A 25,928-nucleotide genomic window follows, 5' to 3' on the forward strand; every position below is an offset into this window, starting at 1 on the left:
TTTGGCTGAATTATCATGCGGCTGCGTGGGTATGGCGCTTTTTTTGAACCATTTTACATGGGAATAGCTTGTACAAAATGTTGGACATACGTAGCATCGTATTCGCATACATATGAATTACGGCGTGAGTAACAGGTGCTTATCCAGACTGAACTCCATGCTCCGACATCATGAAGGAGGACTACGAATTAATGATTCATCGCAAGTTAGCAGCCGTCATTGCCCTTGTACTGTTATGGAATCCTATTCTACAAGCGGGTAATGCAGAAGCGATAAAAATGAACAATCCGGATAAAGTGATTGCTGTAAGCAAAGAGAAAAAGAAAAGGCAGAAGAATAAAACCAATGCATCAGAAGCGCCACGAACAGGAGCAAAAGCATTTGCCTTAATCGATGTAAAAACGGGTAGGATTCTGCATAGTGACAATGGTGAAACACGTTTGCCTATGGCAAGTACAACAAAAATAATGACTGCGATAGTGGCTTTGGAATCAGGGAAGTTAAAGGACAAAGTCAAGACGAGTAAACGCGCAGTGGGTAAAGAAGGATCATCGATATATTTGCGTTTAGGTGAAGAAATGACGTTGCAGCATTTGATTTATGGTCTCATGCTTCGCTCAGGAAATGATGCAGCAGTAGCAATCGCAGAACATGTTGGCGGCTCGGAAGACGGCTTTGTATATATGATGAATCAAAAGTCTGAGGAGCTTGGTCTTGAAAATACAAGTTTTCGCAATCCGCATGGCTTAGACCAAAAAGAACATTACACTTCCGCGCATGATCTTGCACGACTAAGTGCGTATGCTTTGCATAACAAGCAGTTCCAAACCATTGTAAAGACAAAAGTTAAAGTTGTTCCAAATCCAATTGAAAAATGGGATTATAAATGGACAAATAAGAACAAGATGCTTCGCTTCTATGCGGGAGCAGATGGTGTGAAAACAGGTTATACGAGCGATGCGCTGCGTTGTTTAGTGAGCTCTGCTACTCGTAATGGACAACAGCTTGCTGTAGTTACATTAAATGACGGCGATGATTGGAATGATCATCAAACTTTGCTTGACTATGGATTTGCACAGTATCCGCTTACAACCGTCATTGAGAAAGGATATAAACTAGAAGGACAACCTTATGAAATGGACGCGTCGTGGAGTTATCCATTACGTTCAGAGGAACAGGCGAAAATCCAGCGAAAAGTTGAATGGTTCCAACCTGATACTCTTGATTATCGACTAGGGCTCCATGGCAAGTTATCCATTTGGCTGGAAGATAAGTTGATTGGAACCATTCCGATCAAGCAATCCATGCAAGTGAAAACAGAACAAGCAGAAGCGAATCAGAAACTACCTAAATAAACATTAAAAGCTTCATTGCTTTGTTTTTACTCATGTCGTTTAGCGCACAGGCAGCTTAGGGAGAGGTGAGTGCGCTGGACAAGTTTCACATGAAGTAAATGAGGGGGAGCGGCATGGTTAATGCGATATGGATTTTTATGCTGGTCGTAGGTTTTATTGCAGCTGCTGCACAAGGGCGAATTGAAGCTGTGACCGAAGCTGTATTTGACGGAGCCAAGACGGGTGTAACGGTCAGTTTCGGCCTTATCAGCGTCATGGTGTTCTGGCTTGGAATGATGCGCATAGCGGAGGATGCAGGTTTGCTCAAATCACTAGCTAAACTGCTTGGACCCGTGGTGCGTTATTTATTTCCTGATGTACCGCGCAACCACCCTGCCTTGGGCTTCATTATGTCGAATATGAGTGCCAATTTGTTAGGGTTAGGCAATGCAGCCACTCCAATGGGTATTCGAGCTATGCAGGAGCTGCAAAAACTGAATCCCGATAAAACAACGGCCACACCAGCAATGTGCACGTTGTTGGCGATTAATACCTCTAGTATCACGTTAATACCAACTACATTAATCGCCATACGTATGAACTTTGATTCTGCTAATCCAGCAGAAATCGTAGGAACTACTCTATTAGCCACAATGGTTGCTACAATAGCTGCCATCGCGGCAGATCGTTGGTACCGATCTCGAACAAAGAGCCCGCCGCATACTCAACATCATGAATCGAATTCTGTGCCAGCAGGACCATAGCGTGTTAGTAGCTGTCTGATACGGTAACGCATGTGCAGAAAGGATGATGGAGCTTGTATGCATTCTTGACAACCATTTCTACTTGGGCGATTCCAGCCATTATCGTCTTCATCCCCCTATACGCATATATGAAGCGAGTTCCGGTGTATGAATCGTTTGTCGAAGGTGCCAAGGATGGGTTCCAGACATCGATCAACATCATTCCAACTTTGGTAGGCATGATGGTCGCCATTAGTGTGTTTCGAGCATCTGGAGCCATGGATTGGCTCGTCGGGCTAATGAGACCTTTACTGGACTGGTTCGGAATACCAAGCGAAGTAATGCCGTTAGCATTTTTGAGACCCATTACAGGCGCTGGTTCGCTCGCGTTCACAACGGATTTAATAAAAACATACGGTCCTGACTCGCTGATAGGTCGGATTGCCTCCACGATTCAAGGGAGTACAGACACTACGCTGTATGTATTGACTGTTTATTTTGGAGCCATTGGTATTCGCAAAGGACGATACGCTTTAAAAGTAGGGCTATTTTCAGATATCGTTGGATTTGTAGCGGCAATCATTATTTGTATGCTCATATTTGTATAATAGAAACGAAAATGTGTTATAATGTGTTAGAGACGCCCAGTTTCTAGGTGATATCCACCTATAACAGGGTGTTTTTTCTTGTTTCGACACGTTTTTATCAGTTTCGCTTGTGGACTTGTTCACGAACGGATATCATAGGTTTGAGGTGAATGACACAAATGGAAGAACGTCTTCAAAAAATTATGGCGAATGCAGGTATCGCATCTCGCCGCAAATGTGAGCAATTGATATTAGATGGTAAAGTGGAATTGAACGGTGAGCCTGTATTGACACTTGGCGTCAAAGCGAATCCAAATACGGATGAGATTACAGTGAATGGTCGTCCGTTGAGAAAAGCGGCTGAGAAAGTCGTTATCGCTTTTTATAAACCGAAAGGTGTTATTACATCGATGTCAGATCCTGAAGGCCGCAAGACGGTTAAGGATTTCCTTAAAAAGATTAAGACTCGTGTATATCCAGTAGGTCGCTTGGATTACGATACGGAAGGATTATTGCTTCTTACCAACGATGGAGATTTAGCTAATAGGCTGACACATCCACGCCATCATGTTGGCAAAATTTATCGAGCGACTGTTAAAGGCATTCCACATGGCGATGCGCTGGAGAAACTTAAAAAAGGCATTATGCTCGAAGATGGAATGACTCAGCCTGCAGAAGTTGAATATTTCGATGTTGATATGGAGCAAAATGTAGCAACGATTAGCATGACCATTTACGAAGGTCGTAACCGTCAAGTTAGAAGGATGTTTGAGGCTATCGGACATCCGGTCACGCGTCTGAAGCGTGTTCAGTTTGGTAATATTACGCTGCAAGGTCTTGTTCGAGGCAAGCATCGTCTGTTGACGAAGTCTGAAATTAATGAATTGATGCAATCGCCTGTCAAGTCAGAGCGACTAAAGTAATATTTTACTGCTGCAAAATGCATGATGGATTTGTGTCTATCTAACAGTGTGTAGCCAACGTGTCGCCCTTCTATGACACATAAATTTCATAAAAAGGAAGATGTGTCCTTGCCTATATGGATTATAATGGACGTGTTCGGTGTAATGGAATTGTTTAAACTGCGCCGCCTAATTGTGAAAATTGTCATAGAAAGGGCGAATTACGATGGGAAAACGAAATAAATCACTTCAAATGGTTATTCTTGCAGCCATCCTACTACTTGGCGGATTCGCCATCGGCTCGGCTTTATTTACGAGCAACTCAGTTCCTGTAATCGGGAGTAAGGTGCCGAATATAAAGCTTCAGCAATTGAATGGGGATGTACAAGAGCTAACTAACCTTAAAGGCCAAGCTATTGTATTAAACTTCTGGGGCACATGGTGTGAGCCATGTACGCGTGAGATGCCAGCCTTTCAACGTGCGCATGAGGAATGGAAAGACAAAGGCGTTTCCATTATAGCTATCAATAATGGTGAAGATCCAATTACCGTAAATAACTATGTTAACACTATGAATATTACGTTTCCGATTTGGCTGGATAGTAAAAAGTCAGTTGCCAAAGCGTACGGTATTCGACCACTTCCTACCACTTTTTTTATTAAGCCGGATGGTACCGTACACAACATCATATTAGGTGAAGTAGAGGAATCTGTGCTCAAGACGCAGATAAAGGAAATTACTAGCTAACCAGTGTATAATGCAAGGGGGCTGCATCCTTGGAATTTCAAAATACGAAGTGTGAATGCGGGCATCAAAATCCCACTCAGACCATTCTGTGTGAAGCTTGTGGTAAGCCTTTACATGAAAGCGATAACGAAACATCAGTATTAGAAATGAGATATGATGGTGTTGCCCGTAAATCTCAAAAAGCAAATCCAAGTGTGATTGACCGCGTGTGGAATTTTTTCTCTTCTGTAAAAATCGCAGTTATTGTTATTATCATTACACTTATTGGTGCGTCGCTGGGAACGATTTATCCTCAAGAGAGCCAGTTCATCAACTTTGATCCCTCGACTTACTACAAAGAAAACTATGGCACGATTGGTCATATTTATTACTTGCTAGGATTGTCACATACATACGAATCATGGTGGTTTATAAGCTTGCTAGTTATGATTGGTGCTTCATTGGTCATTTGCAGCTTAGATCGAGTATTGCCACTATATCGTGCCCTGCACAAGCAAAAAATTCGCAAACATGATCAGTTTTTACGTCGTCAACGCATCGTCTATGAACAGCAATTGTCTAATGCTATGCATCAGGGAGATTGGATACAGAAAGCCCAGAAGGCGCTTAAGCGCAAAGGCTATCGTGTCTATGAGCAGGATGGTGCAATACTGGCAGAGAAGAACCGTTTCAGCCGTTGGGGGCCTTATATTAACCATATTGGGTTAATTGTTTTTTTATTAGCTGTATTGGCTCGCAGCATTCCAGGCTGGAATCTAGAATATTATGCAGCATTTCCGCATAACGAACCACGTCCGATTGAGAACACTCCCTTTTATTTAGAAAATGAGAAATTTACCGTTGAATATTACACCAAAGAAGAAATGCCGGAGCAATTTGCAAAAGAGGGTCGTGTCATCCCTAAACTGTTTGAAACACAAGCTACTTTATATCGTTGTGTGGCGAATTGTGACGATCCTTTAGCTGAACCGAAGCTGGAGGAAGTTCATAAGCACAATATTAGAGTAAATGAGCCGTTGAAATATGAAGACTTGATGATATTTCAATATGACTTTGACCTTACGCCCAAGCTTGTAGCCGTTAAACCTAATCTCAAAAATCCGAAGACCAACGAAATTTATGGTTCATTCGAATTGAACATTAGCAAATCAGAACCTAAGTACACGGTAGGCCCCTATACATTGGAGCTTCGTGAGAAGTACATGGACTTTGACTTGGGTAAAGATGGCAAGCCGATAACGAAAACGCCTAATCCTAATGCCCCGGCATTTTTATTTATGATCAAAGGGCCAGGGTTGGAAGAAACGGGTGAGCCATACTTTTACTTCCCGCTTCAGAAGGACAAACAGCGTTTCCGTGAAGATGTGTTGAATCAGGAAATTATGAAAAAAATCCAAATTGACGTTCAGTCTATGGCAGATGTCACCATCCAGGAATCTTTAAGCTACTTGAACGTTAGAATTGAAAAGGCCCTTCCTTATATTTGGGTGGGAGCGGGAATATCTATGATTGGTTTGGTTATGGGCTTCTATTGGCAGCATCGTCGTATTTGGCTGCGACTAAATGAGAATCAATTACTGCTTGGAGCACATACGAACAAAAATTGGTATGGTATGCGTAATGAAGTGGCTCGCATATTGCGAGAGACAGAGCTTGAAGTAGATGTGAATGCTATTGATCGTGGAGGGGACAAGTCATGAACATATTAGAGTTCAGCCAGAACTCCTATTTAACTTCCTTTTTCCTTTTTTGCTTCGCACTTATTTTATATGTATTTACTGTGGCAGGACGCAGGAAAAATCAAGAAGCTCATTTGAAGAAATGGGGAACGATATCTTTTGCTGTTACCGTATTAGGATTTGTTGCTCAATTGGCTTACTTTATAACACGCTGGATAGGTTCAGGGCATATCCCACTCAGTAATATGTACGAATTCATGTCATTTTTGGCGATTATGATAATAGCGGCTTATATTGTTATGCATTTTATTTATCGTTCAGCTGCACTTGGGTTGTTTGCTGTCCCATTGGCTATTCTAATGATGGGATATGCATCCGTATTTCCTAGTGAAGTTCAGCCATTAATTCCACAACTCAAATCCATTTGGCTTATTTTGCACGTATCGATGGTAGGCGCAAGTGAAGCATTCTTTGCGGTCGGTTTTGTGGCTGGAATTATGTACTTGGTTCATACAATGCGTTGGGATGATACAACGAAGCGTAAATCCCAAATTGCTTTGGAATTCAGTTTGTTCACTGTCATTATTATTTTAGGATATGTCGTTACTGTTTTCGGCTATCGTGCTGCTGGCTATGAAGTAGAATTGCAGCGTACAGTTGAAGTGGTTGAAACCATAGACAACAACACACAAATCAGTAACAAGCCGGATACCATTTCCTACACATTGCCACCTATTTTCGCTGCTACTAACAGTAAAGTAGTTGGAGATGAGAAGTTTTTAGGTATGCAGCTTCCACTAATGGAAGTTCCAGCAGCGATGGACAGTCATAAAACTGCGCGTAAAATGAACACGGTGACTTGGTCTCTCATGTCAGGGTTGTTGTTATATGGACTCATTCGATTAATTATTCGCAAGCCTATTGCCAAAGCACTTCAACCACTGCTACGTGGTATGAATCCAGATGATCTAGATGAGATTAGCTATCGTGCAACAGCTATTGCGTTCCCAGTCTTTACGCTAGGCGGTCTTATCTTTGCAATGATTTGGGCACAAGAAGCTTGGGGACGTTTCTGGGCATGGGATCCGAAAGAAGTGTGGGCTCTAATTACTTGGTTGTTCTACAGTGCCTATCTTCATTTGCGTCTTTCTCGAGGTTATCATGGAGAGAAGTCGGCATGGCTAGTTGTAATTGGCTTTATAATCGTTATGTTTACATTGGTTGGTGTGAATTTGCTAATTGTCGGACTTCATTCATATGCAGGGGTGTAAACCTAAGGAATTATGCAGTATGATATAGAAGAACGTATTGTTAGTGGTGTTGAAAGGGGAGTTAGTCATGTCAGAACAGATAAATCGCATTCTTGTCGTAGATGATGAGGAACGAATTCGGCGATTGTTGAGAATGTACTTGGAAAAAGAAGGGTACGAAATTGATGAGGCAGAAGATGGGGAGGAAGCTTTAAACAAAGCGGTCAATGATGACTTCGACCTCATCCTGCTCGACTTAATGCTCCCAGGTATAGATGGTATTGAAGTGTGTACAAGACTTCGTCAAGTGAAAGCGACACCTGTTATCATTCTCACGGCTAAAGGGGAAGAAATGAACCGTGTTCAGGGCTTTGAAGTAGGAGCTGACGATTATGTGGTCAAGCCATTTAGTCCTCGTGAAGTGATTTATCGTGTGAAGGCGGTACTTCGTCGTTCTTCTGCTACAGCCTTTTTGACGAATGATCCAAAGACAAGCAACAATATCGTGTTTCCTAATCTAATTATTGAACATGATGCTCATCGTGTTACAGCAGGCGGACAGGAAGTTAGCTTGACTCCTAAGGAGTATGAACTGCTTCATTACTTGGCCGTTTCACCAGATAAGGTGTTTTCACGCGAAGAACTGTTGAAGGATGTTTGGAATTACGAGTTCTTCGGCGATTTGCGTACGGTGGATACACATGTCAAACGTTTGCGTGAAAAATTAAACAAAGTATCTCCTGAAGCAGCTACCATGATTACTACCGTATGGGGAGTAGGCTATAAATTGGAGGTACCGAAGTAAGTGAAATTTTGGCGAAGTGTAGTTGGTAAGCTATGGATCACGATCATTGGATTAGTTGCTGCGATCCTGCTATTTTTAGGTGTGTATCTGCTTCCTTATATCGATAGTAATTTTACGCATCCAAATGATGTGAAACGGCTATTCGTATATACGGCAATAGTAGGGTTTTCGCTAACAACATTTTTTGCCTTTTTTCTGTTCACTAAGATTACACAACCGATGCGCCTGCTTAAGTCGGCTGCTGAAACGATTCGTCAAGGAGACTATTCTTCGCGAGTCGTACCTATTCGCTCTAAGGACGAAATCGGTGAACTCGCGCAGACATTTAATCATATGGCAGAAGAACTTGATTTAGTCATTCAAGATTTGCAACATGAGAAAGAGCATTTATCAAGCATACTGCGCAGTATGACGGATGCGGTTATTACGTTTGATGCAGTAGGTTGCGTGTTGTCTACTAATCCTCAAGGTCAAGCACAGCTTGAGAAGTGGAATACGTTGGAATGGAACGAGATGGAAGAGTATGAGCTGGAACAATCTGTGCCAGGTCCATTGCGTCCCTTGTTTCATGAAGTAATTAGCCAAGCGGTAGAGGTAACGACACGCATTCATGTTAAACAAGAGGTATGGTCTGTTGTAATAGGACCTTTGCATAATGTTAATGGTGTTCGAGGCGCTGTTGCTGTATTGCGAAATGTGACAGAGGAAGTTCGCTTGGAGAAAATGCGAAAAGACTTTATCGCTAATATTTCTCATGAAATTCGAACGCCATTATCGATGCTTCAAGGCTATAGTGAAGCATTATTGGATGATATCGTTACTTCTCCAGAGGAAAGACGAGAGCTTGTACAGGTCATTCATGACGAGTCCCTTCGTATGGGACGACTCGTGAAAGACTTGCTGGATCTTGCTCGTATGGAAGCGGGTCATTTGCAAATGCATTGGACAGAAGTAAATGTCAACGAACTCATCCATCGTGTTCTGCGGAAGTATTCCGTATTAGCAAAAGAACAGGGCATTCCACTAGGAGCAGAGCTTAGAGCTGAACGATATATACTGGCTAGTGCCGACGAGGATCGTTTGGAGCAAATATTAACGAACTTGTTGGATAACGCCTTTCGGCATTCGCAGGCTGAGCAACTGATACAAATTGAGACCGAAGTAATTACAAGTTCACAGCAAGAATGGCTTGTCATTCATGTTCGTGACCATGGGCAAGGGATTCCGTCTCAAGATTTATCTTATATTTTTGAACGGTTTTATAAGGCAGATAAAGCTCGTACACGTGGAGTTACGGGTGGAACGGGATTAGGCCTAGCTATCGTCAAAAATATTGTTGAGGCACATCAGGGCAAGATTGAAGTGAGCAGCAAGGTAGGGGCGGGGACGACTTTCTCTATTTCATTGCCGCTCGGTCTCATGAATTGAGATAAGTCGAAATAGTAAAGAGAACCTCAAAAACTTAAAAAGAATCTTTACAGCTGCAATAGATAGAACTGTTGTAGTTGTGAAGGTTCTTTTTTCTTTGAAAGGAGTAGGAGAAGTTGACGAACCTTACGGAATTGCGAAATAAGATTTGTCGACAAGTAAAGGGCAAACAGCAAAAATGACGTCTGCCGTAGTCAGACGTCATTTTTGCGATGTAAATCTTGTTGTTCGTGGAACAGTAAGCGTAGATACACATTGTTGAAATAATAAAACGTATATAGGGCTAATTAAGAGTCAGGATTAAAAATTAATTAACTGCATGTGCTCGTAATTACTGAAACACAATTTCTTTTGCTTTATTAATTTGAGGCGTTGTTTTTAATTGTTCGATAACTTCTTTTGGAACAGCGCGATCTACAGACAACACCATAATAGCAGATCCGCCGACAATTTTACGTCCCACTTGCATCGTAGCAATATTAATGTCGTTGTTGCCCAGCAATGTACCTACAGAACCGATCATACCTGGCTTGTCATTGTGCTTCACCAATAACAGATGACCCTCTGGTGCAACGTCTACTGGATATTTGTCGATTTGCACAATTCGCTCACCATAACCACTTAAAAGAGTACCAGCAACTAGACGCTCATCTTCATTCGTACGAAGGGTAACGGTAATTAAGTTTGTGAAGCCTTTTGTAACATGAGATTTTTGCACAACAATATTAATATCGCGCACTTTAGCCAAATGCATCGAGTTAACCACATTAACATTAGAGCCTAGATGCTGCTGCAATACTCCTTTAACAATATAGCGAGTTAAAGGCTGAGTATCTACCTCTGCCAATTCACCTGAATAGTTAACCATAATTTCAACAACTGGACCTTTGGATAATTGGGAAACAAAAATTCCTAATTTTTCACCGAGATCAAAGTAAGGTTGAATTTTGTTCAATACGTCTGCCGGAACTGGAGGCATATTGACTGCATTTTTAAATGGTTGACCTCTAAGTATGCAAATCACTTGTTCTGAAACGTCAATGGCAACATTTTCTTGAGCTTCAACTGTCGATGCGCCTAGGTGAGGAGTAACAATGATGTTTGGATTGCTCAAGAATGGATGATCAGGTGCAGGTGGCTCTACTTCGAACACGTCAAATGCTGCACCAGCTACGATACCGCGTTCGATAGCCTCAACTAGTGCTAGCTCATCAATGATACCTCCGCGTGCACAATTAATTATGCGCATACCAGGCTTCATCACCTCAAATTGAGGGCCTGCAATCATATGTTTAGTCTCAGGGGTTAATGGTGTGTGAACCGTAATAAAATCAGCTTGTCGGATAATATCATCCACAGATCCAAGCTTAATGCCCAGCTTATCTGCTCTCTCGTCTGTCATAAATGGATCAAATCCGATGATATTCATGCCGAATGCTTTTGCTCGCTTGGCAACTTCACTACCAATACGTCCCATACCTAGTACACCCAACGTCTTGTTGCGGAGTTCAACGCCTAGGAAAGATTTGCGATCCCAAATTCCTTTAATCGTCTTTTCATAGGCTTGAGGAATATGTCGAGCGATCGCCATCATCATCGCGAATGCATGCTCACAAGTTGTGATTGTATTCCCGTCTGGAGCGTTAATTACAATAATACCGCGTTGTGTTGCTGCTTGAAGATCAATATTATCTACACCAACTCCAGCGCGACCGATGACTCTTAATTTTGTACCAGCTTCCATGATGCGCGGAGTTACTTTTGTTTGGCTGCGAACGAGTAGTGCATCATATTGCCCAATAATGGCTACGAGTTCGTCTTCAGATAATCCGGTATTTTTATCCACCTGTACATCTGGAGCATCCATTAATTGCTGGATTCCGAAATCGCTTATCGGATCCGATACCAATACTTTAAACATTGTAGTTCCTCCCTTTTGTATACCTACATAATCATGAAAAATATAAAAAAACTCTCATCCACATACTACTTCCGTAGTAAGGGACGAGAGTTTAGATCGTGGTGCCACCCTAGTTCGTTGTCCGTTCGCACGGTCAACCTTGTTATCTCTTACGAGATGAGAATGGTAACGGATTCTAGCCGATTGAACCTACTAATTCTCATGAGAAATAGAAAGTTTCAGTCCAATTACTCGGGAACGCTAGAGCAAGATCATCCACCACCGATTCGCACCTTCCATCGGCTCTCTGTAAGCTTCATGACTGCTCGTTTCCTTCATCGTACTTTTACGAACATGAAATTTTTTCTAACTTTAACACGGTTCATAATTCGTGTCAATCATAACAATTGCCAAATTCGCAGAAGTTGTCAAATTGCTTCCTAATTCCTGTAGTTGTGCGATTATTCTCGAATTTGATATGATACATTTATGGTCTATTCTCGACAAGAATAGCCATAAGCTACATAGAACAGTAGGGATGGAATGAAACAAAAGTGGAAAGCGTTCAAAGAACAGCAAGCACGAATTGGCGAATTGGATGATCGAACGTTACTGTTGAATTTATATCTGACTCAAGCGATTACACTTATCATAGGGATTGTATGGATATGGTTGCAACAGCGCAGTCCATTTGAACTGCTACAGTTTCCCAATCACGCGCAGCCGTGGTTATGGGGGATAGGCTTAGCTGCAATTGTTATTGTCGTTGACTTGTTAATCTCCCGATTCATTCCCGATGATGTTACCGATGATGGGGGTGTAAATGAACGACTGTTCCGTGAACGGCCAGTCTGGCATATATTTATTATAGCTCTGATCGTCAGTATTTGTGAGGAGCTGCTGTTTCGTGGTGCAATTCAATTTGCACTAGGACCTTATTGGACGAGTATTTTGTTTGCAGCTATACATGTTCGATATTTACGACATTGGGTACCAACCGCTCTTGTGTTTAGTATTAGCTATGCGATGGGCCTTATGTATGAATGGACAGGATCACTGTGGGCGCCGATTATGGCACATTTTGCAATTGATTTTGTTATGGGATTAATATTGCGTTATCGGAGGGAAGCATGACCGGGCAAGAACAACGTTATAGAACAGATATGGAATCAACCCCTCAGAGACGTAGAACGTACGGGATGTCAGAACAGGGCAGCAGCCAAGCGCTAAAAGCACTAAGGCTACTGAAAAAAAACGATACAGAAGTTCAGGCAGAGGAGACTAAGGAACAAGGTTTGCCTGCTGAAGCATTACATGAGTTAATTACAGCTAGGGAAGAAGAAGATCGTACACTTCCTCCACGCAGTGCGTTGTATCCATCAAGCTCTGGACGATTGTCTAAGTGGTTTTATAATATTTTATTTATTTTGTTTGTTGTCTTATTAGTTGCTTTATTAATTTGGGGACGTCAAATTGTGGAGGGATCGTAACGGATGAAGGGCCTTGCTGCCGAGATTTTACTAGTTGTAAGCACAGCTATCAGTGGTGCGGGTCTCATATTGATATTGCTTGTGCTTTACATGAAAAAGGAAGCAAGCAGTTTTACCGTTACAGAAGAAGAAGTATTTGTGGATGATTTACCGCATCCTTGGGATGGTGTAAGGCTATTCTTGATTACTGATTTGCATAGAAGGCCGTTCACTGCTGAACATGTAAGCATTGTTGGACATTATCCTAGTGCAGAGCTTGTGTTGTTAGGCGGTGACATTATCGAAAATGGTGTGTCCATTGAACAGGTTATGACAAGCGTTGAACAATTAAAGAAGATCGGGCCTGTCGTAATGGTACATGGTAACCATGATCACAAATGTAATACAGCCCAGTTGGATGCTGAACTGATAGAAGCTGGAGTTCAAATAGTAGACAACACAGCAGTACGCTTTGAGAAGGATGGGGAATCGATCTGGATTTGTGGAATCGGCGACAGCAGCAGCGGGCACGCTAATGTGAACGCTGCGTTTACATCATCCAATTCAGATGCAAACTGTGCCATCGTCTTAGCTCATGATCCAGTAGTAATTCTTGAAAAGCTACCTTCTTATGTAAAGCTGGTATTGACAGGGCACACCCATGGTGGACAAATTAGATTACCGATATATGGACCGTTAAGATTAAACGATTTTTATCGTCGATATTTGTCCGGTTGGTATGAAATAATATCCGATCATGTACCGGCTCACGTCTACAAGTTGTTCGTTAGCAATGGATTCGGTACATCACATGTGCCCCTCCGATGGAATGCAAAGCCTCAGGGTCACTTTATTACATTACGGCGATCCCCACAGCTTCCTTTATTTGAAGCGCATGTGGATAGAGAATTCAACCCACACTAAGAACTGATCCTATCATAACAAGGAGGGAACAGTAGTGAGGGTAACCACGTTTCTTACAGGATTGACTATTGGGGCATTGGCTGGTATTTATTTGGCGGATCGCCGCTCGTTTGAGCAATTGCAGGCAAAGCTGCAAACTGCAGGAGATGTAGTAAATGATGTAGTAGGCAAGGCGAAAAATCAAGTTGTAGAAACAGCGATTGAGTCATTCGCTCAAGGGACAAGCACTGTTGGAAACACTCTGGCGAAAACAAGTCAGGCTGTGACGTCTGCTGTAGTGAAAGAGCAACATACTCCGCGTCTTGAACAAATTAAGGAATTGATTGAACGGGACCCGGAAGTAAAGCGTCAAGTAGATGCCATTCTGCGAGAAAGTGGAGCTTCACACGCTTTAGGTACAAGTGAAGCCCATGTGCCTGCTGTAGTGGCTGAAGCTGCAAAGTCGAGCCACAAAACTTCTGCACATCATCAATCGTCTCATTGAAAGCGTAAGAACGAACGTGTGCCTCGTGCCAAACGAATACGGCGGAAGCATAGTTCATGAGTTGAATAACGAAACAATGGCGTTACAAGCCAAGAAGAAGCCACTTCTGATAAGATCAGAAGTGGCTTTTTATGTTTTATCGCGTATGATATTGATCATGGAAGATCATTTTAATACGTGCAAAACGTTGGAAACCATGATAACATGAATTACATAGAACTATTTTCAGCACATATTATATGTTGCTTCATAATCTGTTATAACCGATGTTGTAAAGGAGGGTCCTGTCATGAAAATCGAACGTTTAAGTCAAGATAAGATTCGTATTTTCCTTACGTTTGATGATTTATCAGAGCGCGGGATCCAGCGGGATGATCTGTGGCGTGAAATGTCAAAGCTACAGGATCTGTTTGCGGAGATGATGGATCAGGCTTATACTGAACTCGGATTTGACGCGACAGGCCCGCTAGCAGTTGAAGTATTTGCAATGCCAGCACAAGGGATGGTTGTTATTGTTACTCGCACTCGTCTTGATAACTTGAATATTTCAAGTCATGACGATGAAGATATGGAAGGCGTATATGAAATGGAAGTTACGTTAGAGGAGAGCGATACTGTGTTGTTTGCTTTCCGTGACTTTGAACATTTTATTGATGCGGCTCACGAAGTCAATGGTCGATTTGACGTGTCGGGGGCACTATACCTATATAATGGTCAGTATATGTATCATTTGGACGGCGCTTCCATAGAACAGAGCCGTTTGCAAGCGCTTGTCGCTTTGCTAGCGGAGTTCGGAGAGGCGACCTCAGTAACGACTGCAGTGTTGGAAGAGTATGGGTCTTGCATTATGCCTGAGAATGCAATCACCTTGACGTGCGAATACTTCAAACCGCGCGGGACATAAGTGTATGTCTAATTTAGTAAGAGTCCTCGGTCCATGATCGAGGCTCTTTTTTTGAGTAATGACATGTTTCATATCGTCCTAAAATAAATACAATATGTTGCTAGTATATGCATAGCAGTTGGATATGGACACTGTTGGTTGCAGCATGTGATTCCGTAGGAGGTTAGCGATGGCTGTGTTAAATATGTTTCACGAGATGTCCTTAACAATGAGTACAATACAGTCAAATGAAATGTCCACCCCTTTATTTTCTATTATTACGGCAGCAGTAGCTCCTGGAATTGCACTTTTGGTTTATTTTTATTTGAAGGATCGGTATCATGCTGAACCCATTCATGTAGTAATTCGCTTATTCCTAATCGGATTTCTAATCGTTTTGCCGATTATGATTATTCAGCATGGACTAGTATTGTCATGGGGAAAACAGCCATTTGTATTTTCATTCGTCATATCTGCCTTCGTTGAGGAAGGAGTAAAGTGGTTCGTCCTGTACCATATGATTTACAACCATGTAGAATTTGACGAACATTATGATGGGATTTTGTATGCAGTAGCTATTTCTTTAGGATTTGCAACAATTGAGAATGTTCTTTATGCATGGCTGAATCAGGCGTCTTTTGCTTATTTGCTAATGCGCGCCTTGTTGCCTGTATCTGGTCATGCGCTCTTTGGTGTTCTAATGGGCTACTACATGGGAAAAAGCAAATTCACATTGCAAAAGGACAAAAAGAAGTTGCTGGCTTTTTCGTTCCTCGTTCCATTGTTCTGGCACGGTGTGTATGACATTATTTTAATGACAATGACTAAATACTGGCTGTGGTTTGTTGTGCCTTTAATGATATTCCTCTGGTATTTTGGTATGGGGAAGGTGAGGAAGGCGAATGCAGGTTCACCGCTTCGTATGGTAAAGCATGAAGAGGATCCGAGTCGGTTTAGACCATAGAAAAAATGGAAATAATGAACTCGTACTGTTCATTCCGTGGAGGGAGTGTTCCTATGCGAGTTAAAGTGACGATAAGATGCAATTTATGCGGAGAAAAGTTTATCCTGCGAGGCAAGCGTGAAAAGGGCAAGATCGAAACAGGTTTTAAGCAGTGCTTATGTGATAATCGGGAGCATTTTGCGGTAGAAGAACAAGCTGAATAGAGCGTGACGAAGAGATTCCATGGTATGTATAATCTGAATCCATTTCCAGCACAATACTAACACGATTAACTTGGAGCTGTGAAAGGAGACGTTTGTACGATGTATAAACGATTTAGTGCCGTGATGTTTCCGATCGTCACGCTTTTGCTTATTGGAGCGGTAGTGTGGGGGTATCAAGAGAATCAAGAAAAAAATGCAATTTTGCTTAAGGCCGAAAATCAGTACCAGCGAGCGTTCCATGATTTGACGTTCCATGTGGATAAACTTCACGACCAAATTGGTCAGACGTTGGCTGTCCATTCATCTTCACAAGGAATGCAGCGCAAAGGACTAGTTAATGTGTGGCGCTTAACTAGCGAAGCTCAAAATGAGATTAATCAATTGCCATTGACCTTGCTTCCTTTTAGTGAAACAGAAGATTTCTTGTCTCGCATATCTAATTTCTCGTACCGCGCAGCTGTACGCGATATGACAAAAGAACCACTGTCAGATGAGGAACTCAAGACGTTGAAGACACTCTATGCGAACTCGGCTACAATAGCAAAAGATCTTGAACAGGTGCGTACAAAAGTACTTAGTAACAACCTCCGCTGGATGGATGTAGAAGTAGCGATGGCAACAGAAAATGAGCAGGCGGATAATACAATTATCGATGGTTTTAAGACGGTTGATAAAAAAGTAACTGAATATCCGGAAATTAATTGGGGGCCATCTGTCTCCAGTATCTATACGAAGCGATCTGTAAGAATGCTGCAAGGTCCGCCAGCCACACAAGAAGAAATGAAGAAGAAAGCACTGGAATTAATGAAACCGCATTCTGTTACCAATGTTCGCGTCAAAAAGAACGGCAATAGCCAAGAGCACGAAACTTATACGGTAAGTGCTGATCATAAGCATGGAGACGGCGGCATTATGATTGACTTTACGAAGCAAGGTCAACCGATGTCTTATATGGATACAAGGACTGTGAAAGGTTCTCGCGTGTCCATTGAGACTGCTGAATCCAAAGCTGAAAAGTATTTAGAGAAGCACGGGTACCAAGATTTTGAGGCAGTTCGATATCATGATCACCAAAATATCGCAAGCTTCACATTTGTCCCTGAAAAGCAAGATGTTTATTTATATCCACAAAAAATTCAAGTAAGAGTAGCATTGGATAATGGTGATATTACAGGGATTCAGGCAGCCGATTATCTTTATGGAGCAGAGGAAGTGAAATCTGTCTCCTTGAAGCCTAAGCTAACAGAGAAAGAAGCGCTAAAACGACTTAATAAAGATATCATTATCGAGGACAGCAACTTAGCGGTTATCAAAAATGAATTGTCCAAGTCAGTGCTGTGCTATGAATTTGTTGGCAAACAAGGAAGTCAAAAATACCGAGTCTTTATCAATGCAGATACGGGCGAGGAAGAGTCTATTGAGACATTGAAATAATAGTAAAGACAATGAAGGAAACGGAAATCTATGGGAATCGCCCTATCTATAGGATGGGGCGATTTTTTGTGTATATCTGTGACTTTTATACTATATATTTATGGAGCAAAAGGTACAGGAATGGTATAATTAGGACGGAGGGGAGTCCAATTATGTTTCCAACTATTAATGATACTTTAATTATTCAAACTGATTCTGCCAATCATCCAGGGGATTATAAGGCCCGTGTGTTGGATTTGGATGATTCTCACATCTGGATCGAAATTCCACTTAATCACGATACAGGCAAGTACGGAATATTTGTGAATACAGAAGTACTGCAAATTCGCTATAGTAAACACGAAGGAGCAGTGTTTCAATTTATGTCGAACATCGTTGCTAGAAAAGAAGCTGGTGTAAGAATGTTTGGCATAAGAATGCCGGCTGCTGAAGATATTCGTTCGACCCACCAGCGTTCTTTTTTACGAGTAAATGCTGAATTGGAAATTGCGATTCGTACGAGCGGCGGTCAAAAGCTGTTGGCTATTACAGAAGATATAAGTGGTGGTGGAATATCGTTCATCGTACCCAAACAAAATGAAACGTTACAATTAGAGGAACAAATACATTGCTGGATGGTTGTTCCTTTCCGAAGTGGTGAGTATGAACATATTCCTTTTGTGGCTGAAGTGATTCGTATTGTGCAGAAGGATGAATCGACTGCAAACAGATTAAACATGATCAAGTTCCATCAAATAAGCGCTACTGACCAGCAGAAGATAATTCGTTTTTGCTTTGAAAGACAGCTCGTTCAACGCCGAGTGTAAACATAGTAGCGCAGAACGAAATTGTAAATCTATATACATAAAATGATTATACATAAGTTAGCTCGTATTACCGCACACTAATTCCACTTATTGTGAGGTTAGGGGTGTGGAGATGACTAACAATTCGCAGGAGCAATTGCCTATCTGTTCTGAGCCGACTAAGGAATGTGAAGAACGTGATGAAGTCGATGATAATGCTGCTCAACGCCAATTGCTTTATCAGATTGACAATTGGAGTTCGAAGCTGTTGAAATTGCTCTTGATCGTTAGTTTGTTAGGAGTTGTTACTCAAGTTAGTATGCATATTCCTAAGTGTAGGAGCTGGTTTAGTAAAGTAGAAAGACTTGAAGGCGTTCCCTACAAATAATAAATGTAGAAGATGACTAATGAGTAAGTTTCGTGCTGTTTTCACCATTCATATCGGTCTTTGGGCCTTTTGCATCCTTTTTGTAAGGTGTGGTATAATTTTTACGTCTGCAGGCAATGCCTGCTTTTTTATTGAAGCGCATGAAACATAGTGAAGTGTTATCAGGTAGAAAGGGGTAGACTCGTTGAAGCAAGCGTCACGATCCACTCAAACAAGAATCAATATTGCCATCGACGGGCCAGCAGGCGCAGGCAAAAGTACAGTTGCACGGCATGTTGCTCGTGAACTGGGTTATATTTATATTGATACAGGAGCCATGTATCGAGCTGTTGCGTTACATATGAACCGGAGAGGCATTTCTCCAGACGAGCCTGAACGAGCTATCGAGGAAATGAAGCGGTTACAGGTGGAACTCATACCTGGAGAAGATCGTCAATCCATATCGTTAAATGGCGAGGATGTTACGGAATTAATTCGTACACCTGAAGTAAGTCTTCAAGCCTCTAAATTCGCTCAAATTGCGTTAATTCGTGAGACGCTCGTACATATGCAGCGTCAACTTGCGGAACGCAAAGGAACGGTTATGGATGGCAGAGACATTGGAACTCATGTGCTTCCTCATGCAGAGCAGAAGTGGTTCTTAACTGCTACGGTGGAAGAGAGAGCTCGCCGACGCTATGTGGAATGGCAGGGGAAAGAGCAAATTACGATGGAACAGCTCATAAAGGACATTGCCGAACGTGATCATCAGGATGCGACACGCGCTATCTCACCATTAAAGCAAGCCGACGACGCTATGTTGTTGGACACAACTTATATGAGCATTGATGAGATTGTTCAACGCATGGTTAAGCAAGCTAACTCCTTATTGGATGGTGAGTGATAGGCATATGTTCTATACATTCTGTAAAAATCTTTTATACGTTCTTTATCGCTTTTTCTTCCGATTGGAAGTGAAAGGGAAGCATCATGTGCCACATACAGGTGGCGTTGTATTATGTGCCAATCATATAAGTAACTTTGATCCTCCTACTATCGGTATTGCTCTAAAGCGAAAAGTTCGATTTATGGCTAAGGCGGAACTGTTTAAAGTACCTGTTCTTGGCTCAATGATTTCAGCACTGGGCGCTTTTCCAGTCAAGCGTGGCGGTGTAGGTAAGGATGCAATCAAGACAGCCTTCCAAGTACTTCGCTCAGGCGAAATTATGGGGATATTTCCCGAAGGAACTCGTAATATGTCTGGGGATGTTGCAGCTAAGAAGGGGGCAGCCATGATTGCTCTTAAAAGTGGTGCAGCAGTTGTTCCAGTTGCTATTTCCGGTTCGTATAAGTTGTTTGGTAAGGTTACCGTAACTTATGGTCCGCCTATTGATATGCAAGATTTGCTTGATGCTAAAGATAGCGATATGCTAGAGCAAGCGACGGATCGGATTATGCAGCACATCTATGCTCTGATCGATTCCGAGTCGCAATAGCTTTCGTTTATGCATGAATTCAAGATCTACGTTTCATACTATTGGTATTATTTTCGAGCTTATTTGTAAGCCGATTTGTTATGGGCGCTGCTACATTAAGCAGCTTTCTATAAATGGGGTTCTAATCGAGGAGGTATGGACATGTCTGAAGAAACGAAACAAGTTGAAACCGTAACTGAAAGTGCTACTGAACAAACGGTGGACAACATCGTGACTTTGAAAAAAGGAGATACCGTCAAAGGCACGATTGTCAAGATTGATGACAATCAAGCATATGTAAGTATTGGATATAAATACGATGGTATTATTCCCGTTCGTGAATTATCTTCGGTATCAGTAGAGAAAGCTTCTGATGCTGTAACAATTGGTCAAGAAGTTGAAGCTAAAGTTGTCAGCATTAATGATGGCAAAGAAAGCTTGATTTTGTCGAAACGTATGATCGATAGTGAGTCTGCTTGGGAAACATTGCAAGCGCGCTTTGATAACAAAGAAGTATTCGAAGTAACGGTTGCAGATGTTGTTAAAGGTGGCATTGTAGCAGATGTTGGCGTGCGTGCCTTTATCCCAGCTTCCATGGTAGAGCGTCATTTTGTAGAAGATTTCAGCGATTATAAAGGCCGTACGTTGCGTGTGAAAGTTAAAGAAATTGACCGCGAGAACAACAAGCTTATTCTTTCTCAGAAAGATGTGCTTGACGAAGAGTTCGAAGCAAATAAAAAGCAAGTCATCGAAGGCCTTAAAGAAGGTCAAGAACTTGAAGGTACGGTTCAACGCTTAACCCAATTCGGCGCATTTGTTGATGTAGGCGGTGTAGATGGTCTTGTACACGTGTCCGAGTTAGCTTGGCAGCATGTTGAGAAGCCTGCTGATGTTGTTCAAGAGGGCCAGCAAGTACGAGTTAAAGTACTTAAGGTTGACCCTTCAAATGGAAAAATCAGCTTGAGTATGAAAGCTACTCAACCTGGACCTTGGGAACAAGCTGGTGGCTCCATTAATATCGGAGATGTGCTGACGGGTGTTGTAAAACGTTTGGTTGCATTCGGCGCTTTCGTCGAAGTAGCAGCAGGTGTAGAAGGATTGGTGCACATTTCCCAAATTTCACATCGTCATATTGGCACACCGCACGAAGTATTGAAGGAAGGCCAAGAGGTTCAGGTTAAAGTACTAGACTTTAATCCGGCTGAGAAACGTGTTAGTCTAAGTATCAAAGAAACAGAAGAGGCACCAGCTCCTAGTGAGAAGCCGGAGAAGAAGGTAAAAGAAGAGCTGAACAATCCAAACGTTTCTTTGAGCAACGAAACAATGAGCTTTACATTGGCTGAACGATTTGGCGACAAGTTGAACAACTTAAAATAAGATGTAAACGAACGGCAATCCTCTTCTGGGTTGCCGTTTATTTTGTCCTTCTTTATCCCATCCTAACATAGAATGGAGGGATGTAAGATGGGGCTACAGCTTGCCTCGGTGCCGGGGACCGTCGCTGCCTTATGTGCGGTCTGTTCCATCATTCTTGTATTTACTGGCTGGAGACAAGTGATTTTACCTCATGCGTCAAGTTATGTGCTCATACTTGGTATTGGGACTTGGTTATGGGTAACTGGACTGCAGCTAAGAGTAGGTGAAACCATTTGGGATTTAGGATGGCTGCTTATCTGTCTCGTTGCCGTAGTCATGTTCGTGCAGCTTTGGCGATCAGGCATGACGCTTTCAGACTCCATCGTGCTTTGTGGTCAGATATCGATTATTGCCGCACTTTGGTTGATCGTAGACTTATTACGTGAAGCAGGAGATACGTGGGCAACTTCGTTTACTCCGCTGTTGATAAGTGTAATTGTTGGACTAGTTGTAGGTCTTATGTACTCGTCAGCGAGTCGTTCATTTATCGTTGTAACAGGTGTTCTTCTGTGTAAGGAATGGCTGCTGCAATTGCGTGATAAAGCAACACTTGTTATGTTATTTGGTACATTATCAACGGCTGATGAATGGTGGATGACCTATGTGATATGTCGTTTCAGTGCATTAGTTGTACTTTATGCGGAGCGGTTTGTTATGTATATGCGTCGGGAATAGTTAGCCAATCCGTGATTTTTCTGATATGATGTTGTACGTGTATATTGTTTAGGTATATGAAGGAGTGAACTGCATGGCAAAACCCGTTGTTGCCATCGTCGGAAGGCCGAATGTCGGGAAATCGACCATTTTTAACCGTGTCATCGGCGATCGATTGGCAATTGTGGAAGACAAGCCCGGCGTTACTAGAGATCGCATTTATGGGTCGGGCGAATGGAACGGGAAGACGTTCAGCATTATTGATACAGGTGGAATCGAGATTGACGGCGTCGATCATATTCTTCGTTCCATTCGTGTACAAGCAGAATTGGCGATTGAAGAAGCGGATGTTATCGTATTTATGTGTGAAGCTAAAAGCGGTGTCACACAATCGGATGAAGAAGTAGCTCAAATTCTATTCCGTTCTGGTAAACCTGTTATTTTAGCAGTTAACAAGGTAGATAACATGAAACGCATGGATGATATTTACGAATTCTATTCTCTTGGGTTCGGTGACCCTGTGCCAATATCGGGCTCTCACGGAACAGGAATCGGCGATTTGTTGGACGAAGTTGTTAAAAATCTGCCTGATCTAACTGAAGATGAGTACGAAGATGATGTCATTAAAGTAGCATTAATCGGCCGTCCGAATGTTGGTAAGTCTTCTCTAGTCAACGCTATTCTAGGTGAAGATCGAGTTATTGTGAGTGAAGTTGCTGGTACTACACGTGATGCGATTGATACACCGTTTGAAAAAGACGGTCAAAAATATGTCATTATTGATACAGCAGGTATGCGTAAGCGCGGCAAAGTATATGAGACTACAGAAAAGTATAGTGTAATGCGTTCCCTTAAAGCCATTGAACGAGCAGATGTTGTACTGGTTGTTATTAATGGTGAAGAAGGCATCATTGAGCAGGACAAGCATATCGCTGGTTATGCTCATGAAGCGGGCAAAGCAGCACTATTCGTTGTGAACAAATGGGATGCGGTTGAGAAAGATGACAAGACGATGCATCAAAATGAGCAGAGCATTCGTGATAATTTCTTGTTTATGACGTATGCACCAATTGTGTTCTTGTCAGCAAAAACGAAGCAGCGCTTACATAAACTGCTGCCAGTTATCCAACATGTAGCGCAACAACATGCTAGACGTATTCCGACCCACTTGCTTAACGACGTGATATCTGATGCGGTGGCTTACAACCCGCCTCCAACGGACAAAGGTCGTCGTCTGCGGATTAACTATGCCACTCAAGTGGCGGTCAAACCGCCTACGATGGTTATTTTTGTGAATGATCCAGAGCTTATGCACTTCTCATACGAGCGTTATCTGGAGAACCGCATTCGCGCTTCGTTTGACTTTGAGGGAACGCCGATGCGATTGTTCACGCGCCGCAAATCAGACGAGAGTTAGGAGCGATCTAAGGTGACGTTACCCATACTTTCTATAATCGGCAGCTATTTGATTGGCTCAGTCAGTTTCAGCGTTCTGTTTGCCAAGTGGCTCCGTGGAATTGATATTCGACATCATGGCAGCGGCAACGCTGGCGCAACGAATACGCTGCGTGTTTTAGGAAAAGGTCCTGCCCTTTGCGTATTACTGCTTGATGCAGTGAAAGGTATTGCTGCTGTTTTGCTGGGCTACCTTGTATCGGATGACTCATGGGTAGCTGTAGTTTGTGGAATCGCAGCTATTGCTGGCCACAATTGGCCGATCTTTTTCCGTTTTCGTGGTGGGAAGGGAATTGCTACTACAATTGGGGTTCTCGCCATGTTGGCATTTTGGGCGGCACTATCAGCGTCTGTGTTTGCAATTTTGACCATCGTATGGAAAAGGTACGTATCCCTTGGTTCGCTAGTATTTGCATTTTTGACACCAGTGTTTATTTGGTTGTATAAATACGACAATAGTATCTTTTTAGGAAGTGTGCTGCTTTGTCTCTTTGCTTTCTACGCTCATCGCAGTAATATTGTGAAGCTGATGAAGGGCACAGAGAATCGTCTCGGTGCTAATAAGGGAGGAGAGGCACGTGTCCGTTAAAAAGGTTGCTGTATTTGTAGCTGGGAGTTGGGGAACCGCGTTATGCCAAGTTTTGGCTGACAATCAACATGAAGTAGTCGTCTGGACACGCAGCGAGCAGCAAGCCGTTGAAATAAATGAACGGCACACGAATCAAAAGTACTTGCCAAATGCAATGCTAAATTCAGCTATTCGGGCAACTACTTCAATTGAGGATGCGATGAATGGCGCGTATGCATGTGTAATCGTCGCTCCATCATCAGCATTGCGCAGTGTAGCAGCACAGATGAAGCAGTATTGGCAGCAGCATATGTTTATCGTTCATGCCGTCAAAGGATTTGAAACGGAGACACTTGCAAGAATGTCTGAAGTGCTAAACGACGAACTTCAATGTGGTGAAGAACGCATTGCTGTTTTATCTGGTCCTAGCCATGCGGAAGAAGTAATTAGTCAGTGTCCAACTACAGTCGTTGTCGCTTCAGCGTCACAGGAAACGGCTGCGAAGGCACAAGATTTATTTATGAATGATTCTTATTTCCGTGTCTATACGAACTCAGATGTAGTTGGGGTAGAACTGGCTGGTGCACTTAAAAATATTATAGCATTGGGAGCGGGGCTCTCAGATGGTCTAAAATTCGGTGATAATGGCAAAGCAGCACTTATTACGCGTGGCTTAGCTGAAATCGTACGTCTTGGAACAGCTATGGGGGCCAATCCATTAACGTTTGCTGGCTTAGCAGGTGTTGGTGACTTGGTTGTAACGTGTACGAGTCAGCACAGTCGCAACTGGCGTGCTGGATCTATGATCGGTCAAGGGATGCCTATTGATGAAGTGCTTCAGCAGATGGGAATGGTTGTAGAAGGTATTCGTACAACGAAGGCTGCTCATATATTGGCTGAGAAGCATCATGTACAAATGCCAATCACAGAGCAGTTGTATCGAGTATTGTTCGAACAACTGGAACCCAAAACCGCTGTTGAGAAATTGATGGGTCGTGTTCGAAAAAACGAGATTGAGGATATTTCGTTTTAACGGGACATGATTTCAATTGGACATGGTTACGAGCCTCACCTTCATGCTTGCTCTTTCATACACTATGAAGAGTTCAGTTGAGGAGGTACAGTTGACATGTCGAAGGGGAAAGTTCCGAAAGATGCACTCCAAGCAATTAATAAGAAGATTAACAAGCCTATTACAGAAAATCAGATCAAAAACGTGGCAAGTACTGTAACTCCTGAAACGATGCAGAGCGAGGCTCAGCTTCGACAGCTCATTAAGCAGGTCGCTATGATGGCGAACGTGCCAGTTACGGAGTCAACGGTAAATGAAATTATTAGTACCGTGAAAAAGAGCGGGATAAATGGAGGCAGTCTAGAGTCATTAATGAAGCTGATGACGAAGAAGTAGGCGGCTGCTAATCGTTGAGACGGCATGTTGGTGAAATCAACCAATATGTCGTCTTTTGTTTCT

At 42.5% G+C, this 25,928-nt stretch carries 28 protein-coding genes and 1 other annotated feature; of the genes, 27 read left to right on the plus strand and 1 reads right to left on the minus strand.

Annotation, left to right across the window (positions count from 1 at the left end):
- The first annotated feature begins 191 nt into the window (after positions 1 to 191).
- From H580_RS23175 to H580_RS0103165, 9 genes are all read left to right on the plus strand, one after another.
- Complete coding sequence (locus tag H580_RS23175; RefSeq protein WP_051217206.1) at positions 192 to 1,355, plus strand: D-alanyl-D-alanine carboxypeptidase family protein; 1,164 nt, start codon at positions 192 to 194, stop codon at positions 1,353 to 1,355.
- 113 nt (positions 1,356 to 1,468) lie between these two features.
- Positions 1,469 to 2,098 carry a nucleoside recognition domain-containing protein gene (locus H580_RS23180; RefSeq protein WP_051217207.1) on the plus strand — a complete coding sequence of 210 codons (630 nt, stop codon included), beginning with the start codon at positions 1,469 to 1,471 and terminating at the stop codon, positions 2,096 to 2,098.
- 53 nt (positions 2,099 to 2,151) lie between these two features.
- Entirely contained in the window at positions 2,152 to 2,685 is a 534-nt protein-coding gene (locus H580_RS0103130; RefSeq protein ID WP_028593491.1) for a spore maturation protein, read from the plus strand.
- A gap of 158 nt (positions 2,686 to 2,843) precedes the next feature.
- Positions 2,844 to 3,587: a pseudouridine synthase gene (locus H580_RS0103135; RefSeq protein WP_028593492.1), complete on the plus strand. Its 744-nt coding sequence runs from the start codon at positions 2,844 to 2,846 to the stop codon at positions 3,585 to 3,587.
- Between the two features lie 205 nt (positions 3,588 to 3,792).
- Positions 3,793 to 4,314: a thiol-disulfide oxidoreductase ResA gene (gene resA, locus H580_RS0103145; protein WP_028593493.1), complete on the plus strand. Its 522-nt coding sequence runs from the start codon at positions 3,793 to 3,795 to the stop codon at positions 4,312 to 4,314.
- 29 nt (positions 4,315 to 4,343) lie between these two features.
- The gene (gene resB, locus H580_RS0103150) at positions 4,344 to 6,014 is read left to right on the plus strand and encodes a cytochrome c biogenesis protein ResB (RefSeq protein ID WP_028593494.1); all 1,671 of its coding nucleotides are present in this window, start codon (positions 4,344 to 4,346) and stop codon (positions 6,012 to 6,014) included.
- Positions 6,011 to 7,264, plus strand: a complete 1,254-nt coding sequence (ccsA, locus tag H580_RS0103155; RefSeq protein WP_028593495.1) for a cytochrome c biogenesis protein CcsA — start codon at positions 6,011 to 6,013, stop codon at positions 7,262 to 7,264. Before resB ends, ccsA begins: the two co-directional genes overlap by 4 nt.
- 67 nt (positions 7,265 to 7,331) lie before the next feature.
- Positions 7,332 to 8,048 (plus strand): response regulator, encoded by a 717-nt coding sequence (locus H580_RS0103160; RefSeq protein ID WP_028593496.1) that lies wholly within the window; start codon positions 7,332 to 7,334, stop codon positions 8,046 to 8,048.
- Positions 8,049 to 9,476, plus strand: a complete 1,428-nt coding sequence (locus H580_RS0103165) for an ATP-binding protein (protein ID WP_028593497.1) — start codon at positions 8,049 to 8,051, stop codon at positions 9,474 to 9,476. It begins immediately after the preceding gene.
- A 331-nt stretch (positions 9,477 to 9,807) separates the two neighbouring features.
- Here the strand turns inward: H580_RS0103165 and serA are convergent, their stop codons facing one another.
- Positions 9,808 to 11,397 carry a phosphoglycerate dehydrogenase gene (gene serA / locus H580_RS0103170; RefSeq protein ID WP_028593498.1) on the minus strand — a complete coding sequence of 530 codons (1,590 nt, stop codon included), beginning with the start codon at positions 11,395 to 11,397 and terminating at the stop codon, positions 9,808 to 9,810.
- Between the two features lie 76 nt (positions 11,398 to 11,473).
- Positions 11,474 to 11,724 (minus strand) — a binding site (T-box leader).
- A 195-nt stretch (positions 11,725 to 11,919) separates the two neighbouring features.
- Here serA and H580_RS0103175 point away from each other — a divergent pair.
- The 18 genes from H580_RS0103175 to H580_RS0103260 all read left to right on the plus strand — a co-directional run bounded on the left by H580_RS0103175 (position 11,920) and on the right by H580_RS0103260 (position 25,865).
- Entirely contained in the window at positions 11,920 to 12,510 is a 591-nt protein-coding gene (locus H580_RS0103175) for a CPBP family intramembrane glutamic endopeptidase (protein ID WP_028593499.1), read from the plus strand.
- Positions 12,507 to 12,866 carry a hypothetical protein gene (locus H580_RS23185; RefSeq protein ID WP_036604502.1) on the plus strand — a complete coding sequence of 120 codons (360 nt, stop codon included), beginning with the start codon at positions 12,507 to 12,509 and terminating at the stop codon, positions 12,864 to 12,866. The genes H580_RS0103175 and H580_RS23185 overlap by 4 nt, the downstream gene beginning before the upstream one ends.
- Before the next feature lie 3 nt (positions 12,867 to 12,869).
- Positions 12,870 to 13,769 carry a metallophosphoesterase gene (locus H580_RS23190; RefSeq protein WP_051217208.1) on the plus strand — a complete coding sequence of 300 codons (900 nt, stop codon included), beginning with the start codon at positions 12,870 to 12,872 and terminating at the stop codon, positions 13,767 to 13,769.
- A gap of 34 nt (positions 13,770 to 13,803) precedes the next feature.
- Complete coding sequence (locus tag H580_RS0103190) at positions 13,804 to 14,253, plus strand: hypothetical protein (RefSeq protein ID WP_028593500.1); 450 nt, start codon at positions 13,804 to 13,806, stop codon at positions 14,251 to 14,253.
- Between the two features lie 289 nt (positions 14,254 to 14,542).
- Entirely contained in the window at positions 14,543 to 15,157 is a 615-nt protein-coding gene (locus H580_RS0103195) for a genetic competence negative regulator (RefSeq protein WP_028593501.1), read from the plus strand.
- A 232-nt stretch (positions 15,158 to 15,389) separates the two neighbouring features.
- Entirely contained in the window at positions 15,390 to 16,100 is a 711-nt protein-coding gene (gene prsW, locus H580_RS0103200) for a glutamic-type intramembrane protease PrsW (RefSeq protein WP_036604564.1), read from the plus strand.
- 53 nt (positions 16,101 to 16,153) lie between these two features.
- Positions 16,154 to 16,303, plus strand: a complete 150-nt coding sequence (locus tag H580_RS26350) for a hypothetical protein (protein ID WP_169449342.1) — start codon at positions 16,154 to 16,156, stop codon at positions 16,301 to 16,303.
- Positions 16,304 to 16,402: 99 nt separating this feature from the next.
- Positions 16,403 to 17,737, plus strand: coding sequence for a germination protein YpeB (gene ypeB / locus H580_RS0103210; RefSeq protein ID WP_028593503.1), 1,335 nt, complete (start codon positions 16,403 to 16,405; stop codon positions 17,735 to 17,737).
- Between the two features lie 152 nt (positions 17,738 to 17,889).
- Complete coding sequence (locus tag H580_RS0103215; RefSeq protein ID WP_028593504.1) at positions 17,890 to 18,543, plus strand: flagellar brake protein; 654 nt, start codon at positions 17,890 to 17,892, stop codon at positions 18,541 to 18,543.
- A 112-nt stretch (positions 18,544 to 18,655) separates the two neighbouring features.
- The gene (locus H580_RS0103220) at positions 18,656 to 18,910 is read left to right on the plus strand and encodes a hypothetical protein (RefSeq protein ID WP_028593505.1); all 255 of its coding nucleotides are present in this window, start codon (positions 18,656 to 18,658) and stop codon (positions 18,908 to 18,910) included.
- A 184-nt stretch (positions 18,911 to 19,094) separates the two neighbouring features.
- A complete protein-coding gene (gene cmk / locus H580_RS0103225) occupies positions 19,095 to 19,793 on the plus strand; it encodes a (d)CMP kinase (RefSeq protein ID WP_028593506.1) in 699 nt (232 codons plus the stop codon).
- A gap of 7 nt (positions 19,794 to 19,800) precedes the next feature.
- Complete coding sequence (locus H580_RS0103230; protein ID WP_028593507.1) at positions 19,801 to 20,385, plus strand: lysophospholipid acyltransferase family protein; 585 nt, start codon at positions 19,801 to 19,803, stop codon at positions 20,383 to 20,385.
- A gap of 141 nt (positions 20,386 to 20,526) precedes the next feature.
- Complete coding sequence (rpsA, locus tag H580_RS0103235) at positions 20,527 to 21,741, plus strand: 30S ribosomal protein S1 (RefSeq protein ID WP_028593508.1); 1,215 nt, start codon at positions 20,527 to 20,529, stop codon at positions 21,739 to 21,741.
- Between the two features lie 87 nt (positions 21,742 to 21,828).
- The gene (locus tag H580_RS0103240) at positions 21,829 to 22,455 is read left to right on the plus strand and encodes a hypothetical protein (protein ID WP_028593509.1); all 627 of its coding nucleotides are present in this window, start codon (positions 21,829 to 21,831) and stop codon (positions 22,453 to 22,455) included.
- A gap of 73 nt (positions 22,456 to 22,528) precedes the next feature.
- Entirely contained in the window at positions 22,529 to 23,851 is a 1,323-nt protein-coding gene (der, locus tag H580_RS0103245; protein WP_028593510.1) for a ribosome biogenesis GTPase Der, read from the plus strand.
- A 12-nt stretch (positions 23,852 to 23,863) separates the two neighbouring features.
- Complete coding sequence (gene plsY / locus H580_RS0103250) at positions 23,864 to 24,478, plus strand: glycerol-3-phosphate 1-O-acyltransferase PlsY (protein ID WP_028593511.1); 615 nt, start codon at positions 23,864 to 23,866, stop codon at positions 24,476 to 24,478.
- Positions 24,468 to 25,490, plus strand: coding sequence for an NAD(P)H-dependent glycerol-3-phosphate dehydrogenase (locus H580_RS0103255; protein WP_028593512.1), 1,023 nt, complete (start codon positions 24,468 to 24,470; stop codon positions 25,488 to 25,490). Before plsY ends, H580_RS0103255 begins: the two co-directional genes overlap by 11 nt.
- A gap of 96 nt (positions 25,491 to 25,586) precedes the next feature.
- Positions 25,587 to 25,865: a stage VI sporulation protein F gene (locus H580_RS0103260; protein WP_028593513.1), complete on the plus strand. Its 279-nt coding sequence runs from the start codon at positions 25,587 to 25,589 to the stop codon at positions 25,863 to 25,865.
- Positions 25,866 to 25,928 lie beyond the last annotated feature (63 nt).

The organism is Paenibacillus assamensis DSM 18201, assembly GCF_000422445.1.
GTDB lineage: Bacteria > Bacillota > Bacilli > Paenibacillales > Paenibacillaceae > Paenibacillus_B > Paenibacillus_B assamensis.

Bases quoted from the DNA above. Each gene is read 5' to 3' on its own strand.
- H580_RS0103160 (WP_028593496.1), top strand. From the start codon at position 7,332: ATGTCAGAACAGATAAATCGCATTCTTGTCGTAGATGATGAGGAACGA.
- H580_RS0103240 (WP_028593509.1), top strand. From the start codon at position 21,829: ATGGGGCTACAGCTTGCCTCGGTGCCGGGGACCGTCGCTGCCTTATGT.
- H580_RS23185 (WP_036604502.1), top strand. From the start codon at position 12,507: ATGACCGGGCAAGAACAACGTTATAGAACAGATATGGAATCAACCCCT.
- serA (WP_028593498.1), bottom strand. From the start codon at position 11,397: ATGTTTAAAGTATTGGTATCGGATCCGATAAGCGATTTCGGAATCCAG.
- H580_RS23180 (WP_051217207.1), top strand. From the start codon at position 1,469: ATGGTTAATGCGATATGGATTTTTATGCTGGTCGTAGGTTTTATTGCA.
- der (WP_028593510.1), top strand. From the start codon at position 22,529: ATGGCAAAACCCGTTGTTGCCATCGTCGGAAGGCCGAATGTCGGGAAA.
- rpsA (WP_028593508.1), top strand. From the start codon at position 20,527: ATGTCTGAAGAAACGAAACAAGTTGAAACCGTAACTGAAAGTGCTACT.
- H580_RS23190 (WP_051217208.1), top strand. From the start codon at position 12,870: ATGAAGGGCCTTGCTGCCGAGATTTTACTAGTTGTAAGCACAGCTATC.
- resA (WP_028593493.1), top strand. From the start codon at position 3,793: ATGGGAAAACGAAATAAATCACTTCAAATGGTTATTCTTGCAGCCATC.
- H580_RS0103215 (WP_028593504.1), top strand. From the start codon at position 17,890: ATGTTTCCAACTATTAATGATACTTTAATTATTCAAACTGATTCTGCC.
- H580_RS0103195 (WP_028593501.1), top strand. From the start codon at position 14,543: ATGAAAATCGAACGTTTAAGTCAAGATAAGATTCGTATTTTCCTTACG.
- H580_RS23175 (WP_051217206.1), top strand. From the start codon at position 192: ATGATTCATCGCAAGTTAGCAGCCGTCATTGCCCTTGTACTGTTATGG.
- ccsA (WP_028593495.1), top strand. From the start codon at position 6,011: ATGAACATATTAGAGTTCAGCCAGAACTCCTATTTAACTTCCTTTTTC.
- ypeB (WP_028593503.1), top strand. From the start codon at position 16,403: ATGTATAAACGATTTAGTGCCGTGATGTTTCCGATCGTCACGCTTTTG.
- H580_RS0103175 (WP_028593499.1), top strand. From the start codon at position 11,920: ATGAAACAAAAGTGGAAAGCGTTCAAAGAACAGCAAGCACGAATTGGC.
- H580_RS0103260 (WP_028593513.1), top strand. From the start codon at position 25,587: ATGTCGAAGGGGAAAGTTCCGAAAGATGCACTCCAAGCAATTAATAAG.
- H580_RS26350 (WP_169449342.1), top strand. From the start codon at position 16,154: ATGCGAGTTAAAGTGACGATAAGATGCAATTTATGCGGAGAAAAGTTT.
- H580_RS0103135 (WP_028593492.1), top strand. From the start codon at position 2,844: ATGGAAGAACGTCTTCAAAAAATTATGGCGAATGCAGGTATCGCATCT.
- prsW (WP_036604564.1), top strand. From the start codon at position 15,390: ATGTCCACCCCTTTATTTTCTATTATTACGGCAGCAGTAGCTCCTGGA.
- H580_RS0103230 (WP_028593507.1), top strand. From the start codon at position 19,801: ATGTTCTATACATTCTGTAAAAATCTTTTATACGTTCTTTATCGCTTT.
- H580_RS0103220 (WP_028593505.1), top strand. From the start codon at position 18,656: ATGACTAACAATTCGCAGGAGCAATTGCCTATCTGTTCTGAGCCGACT.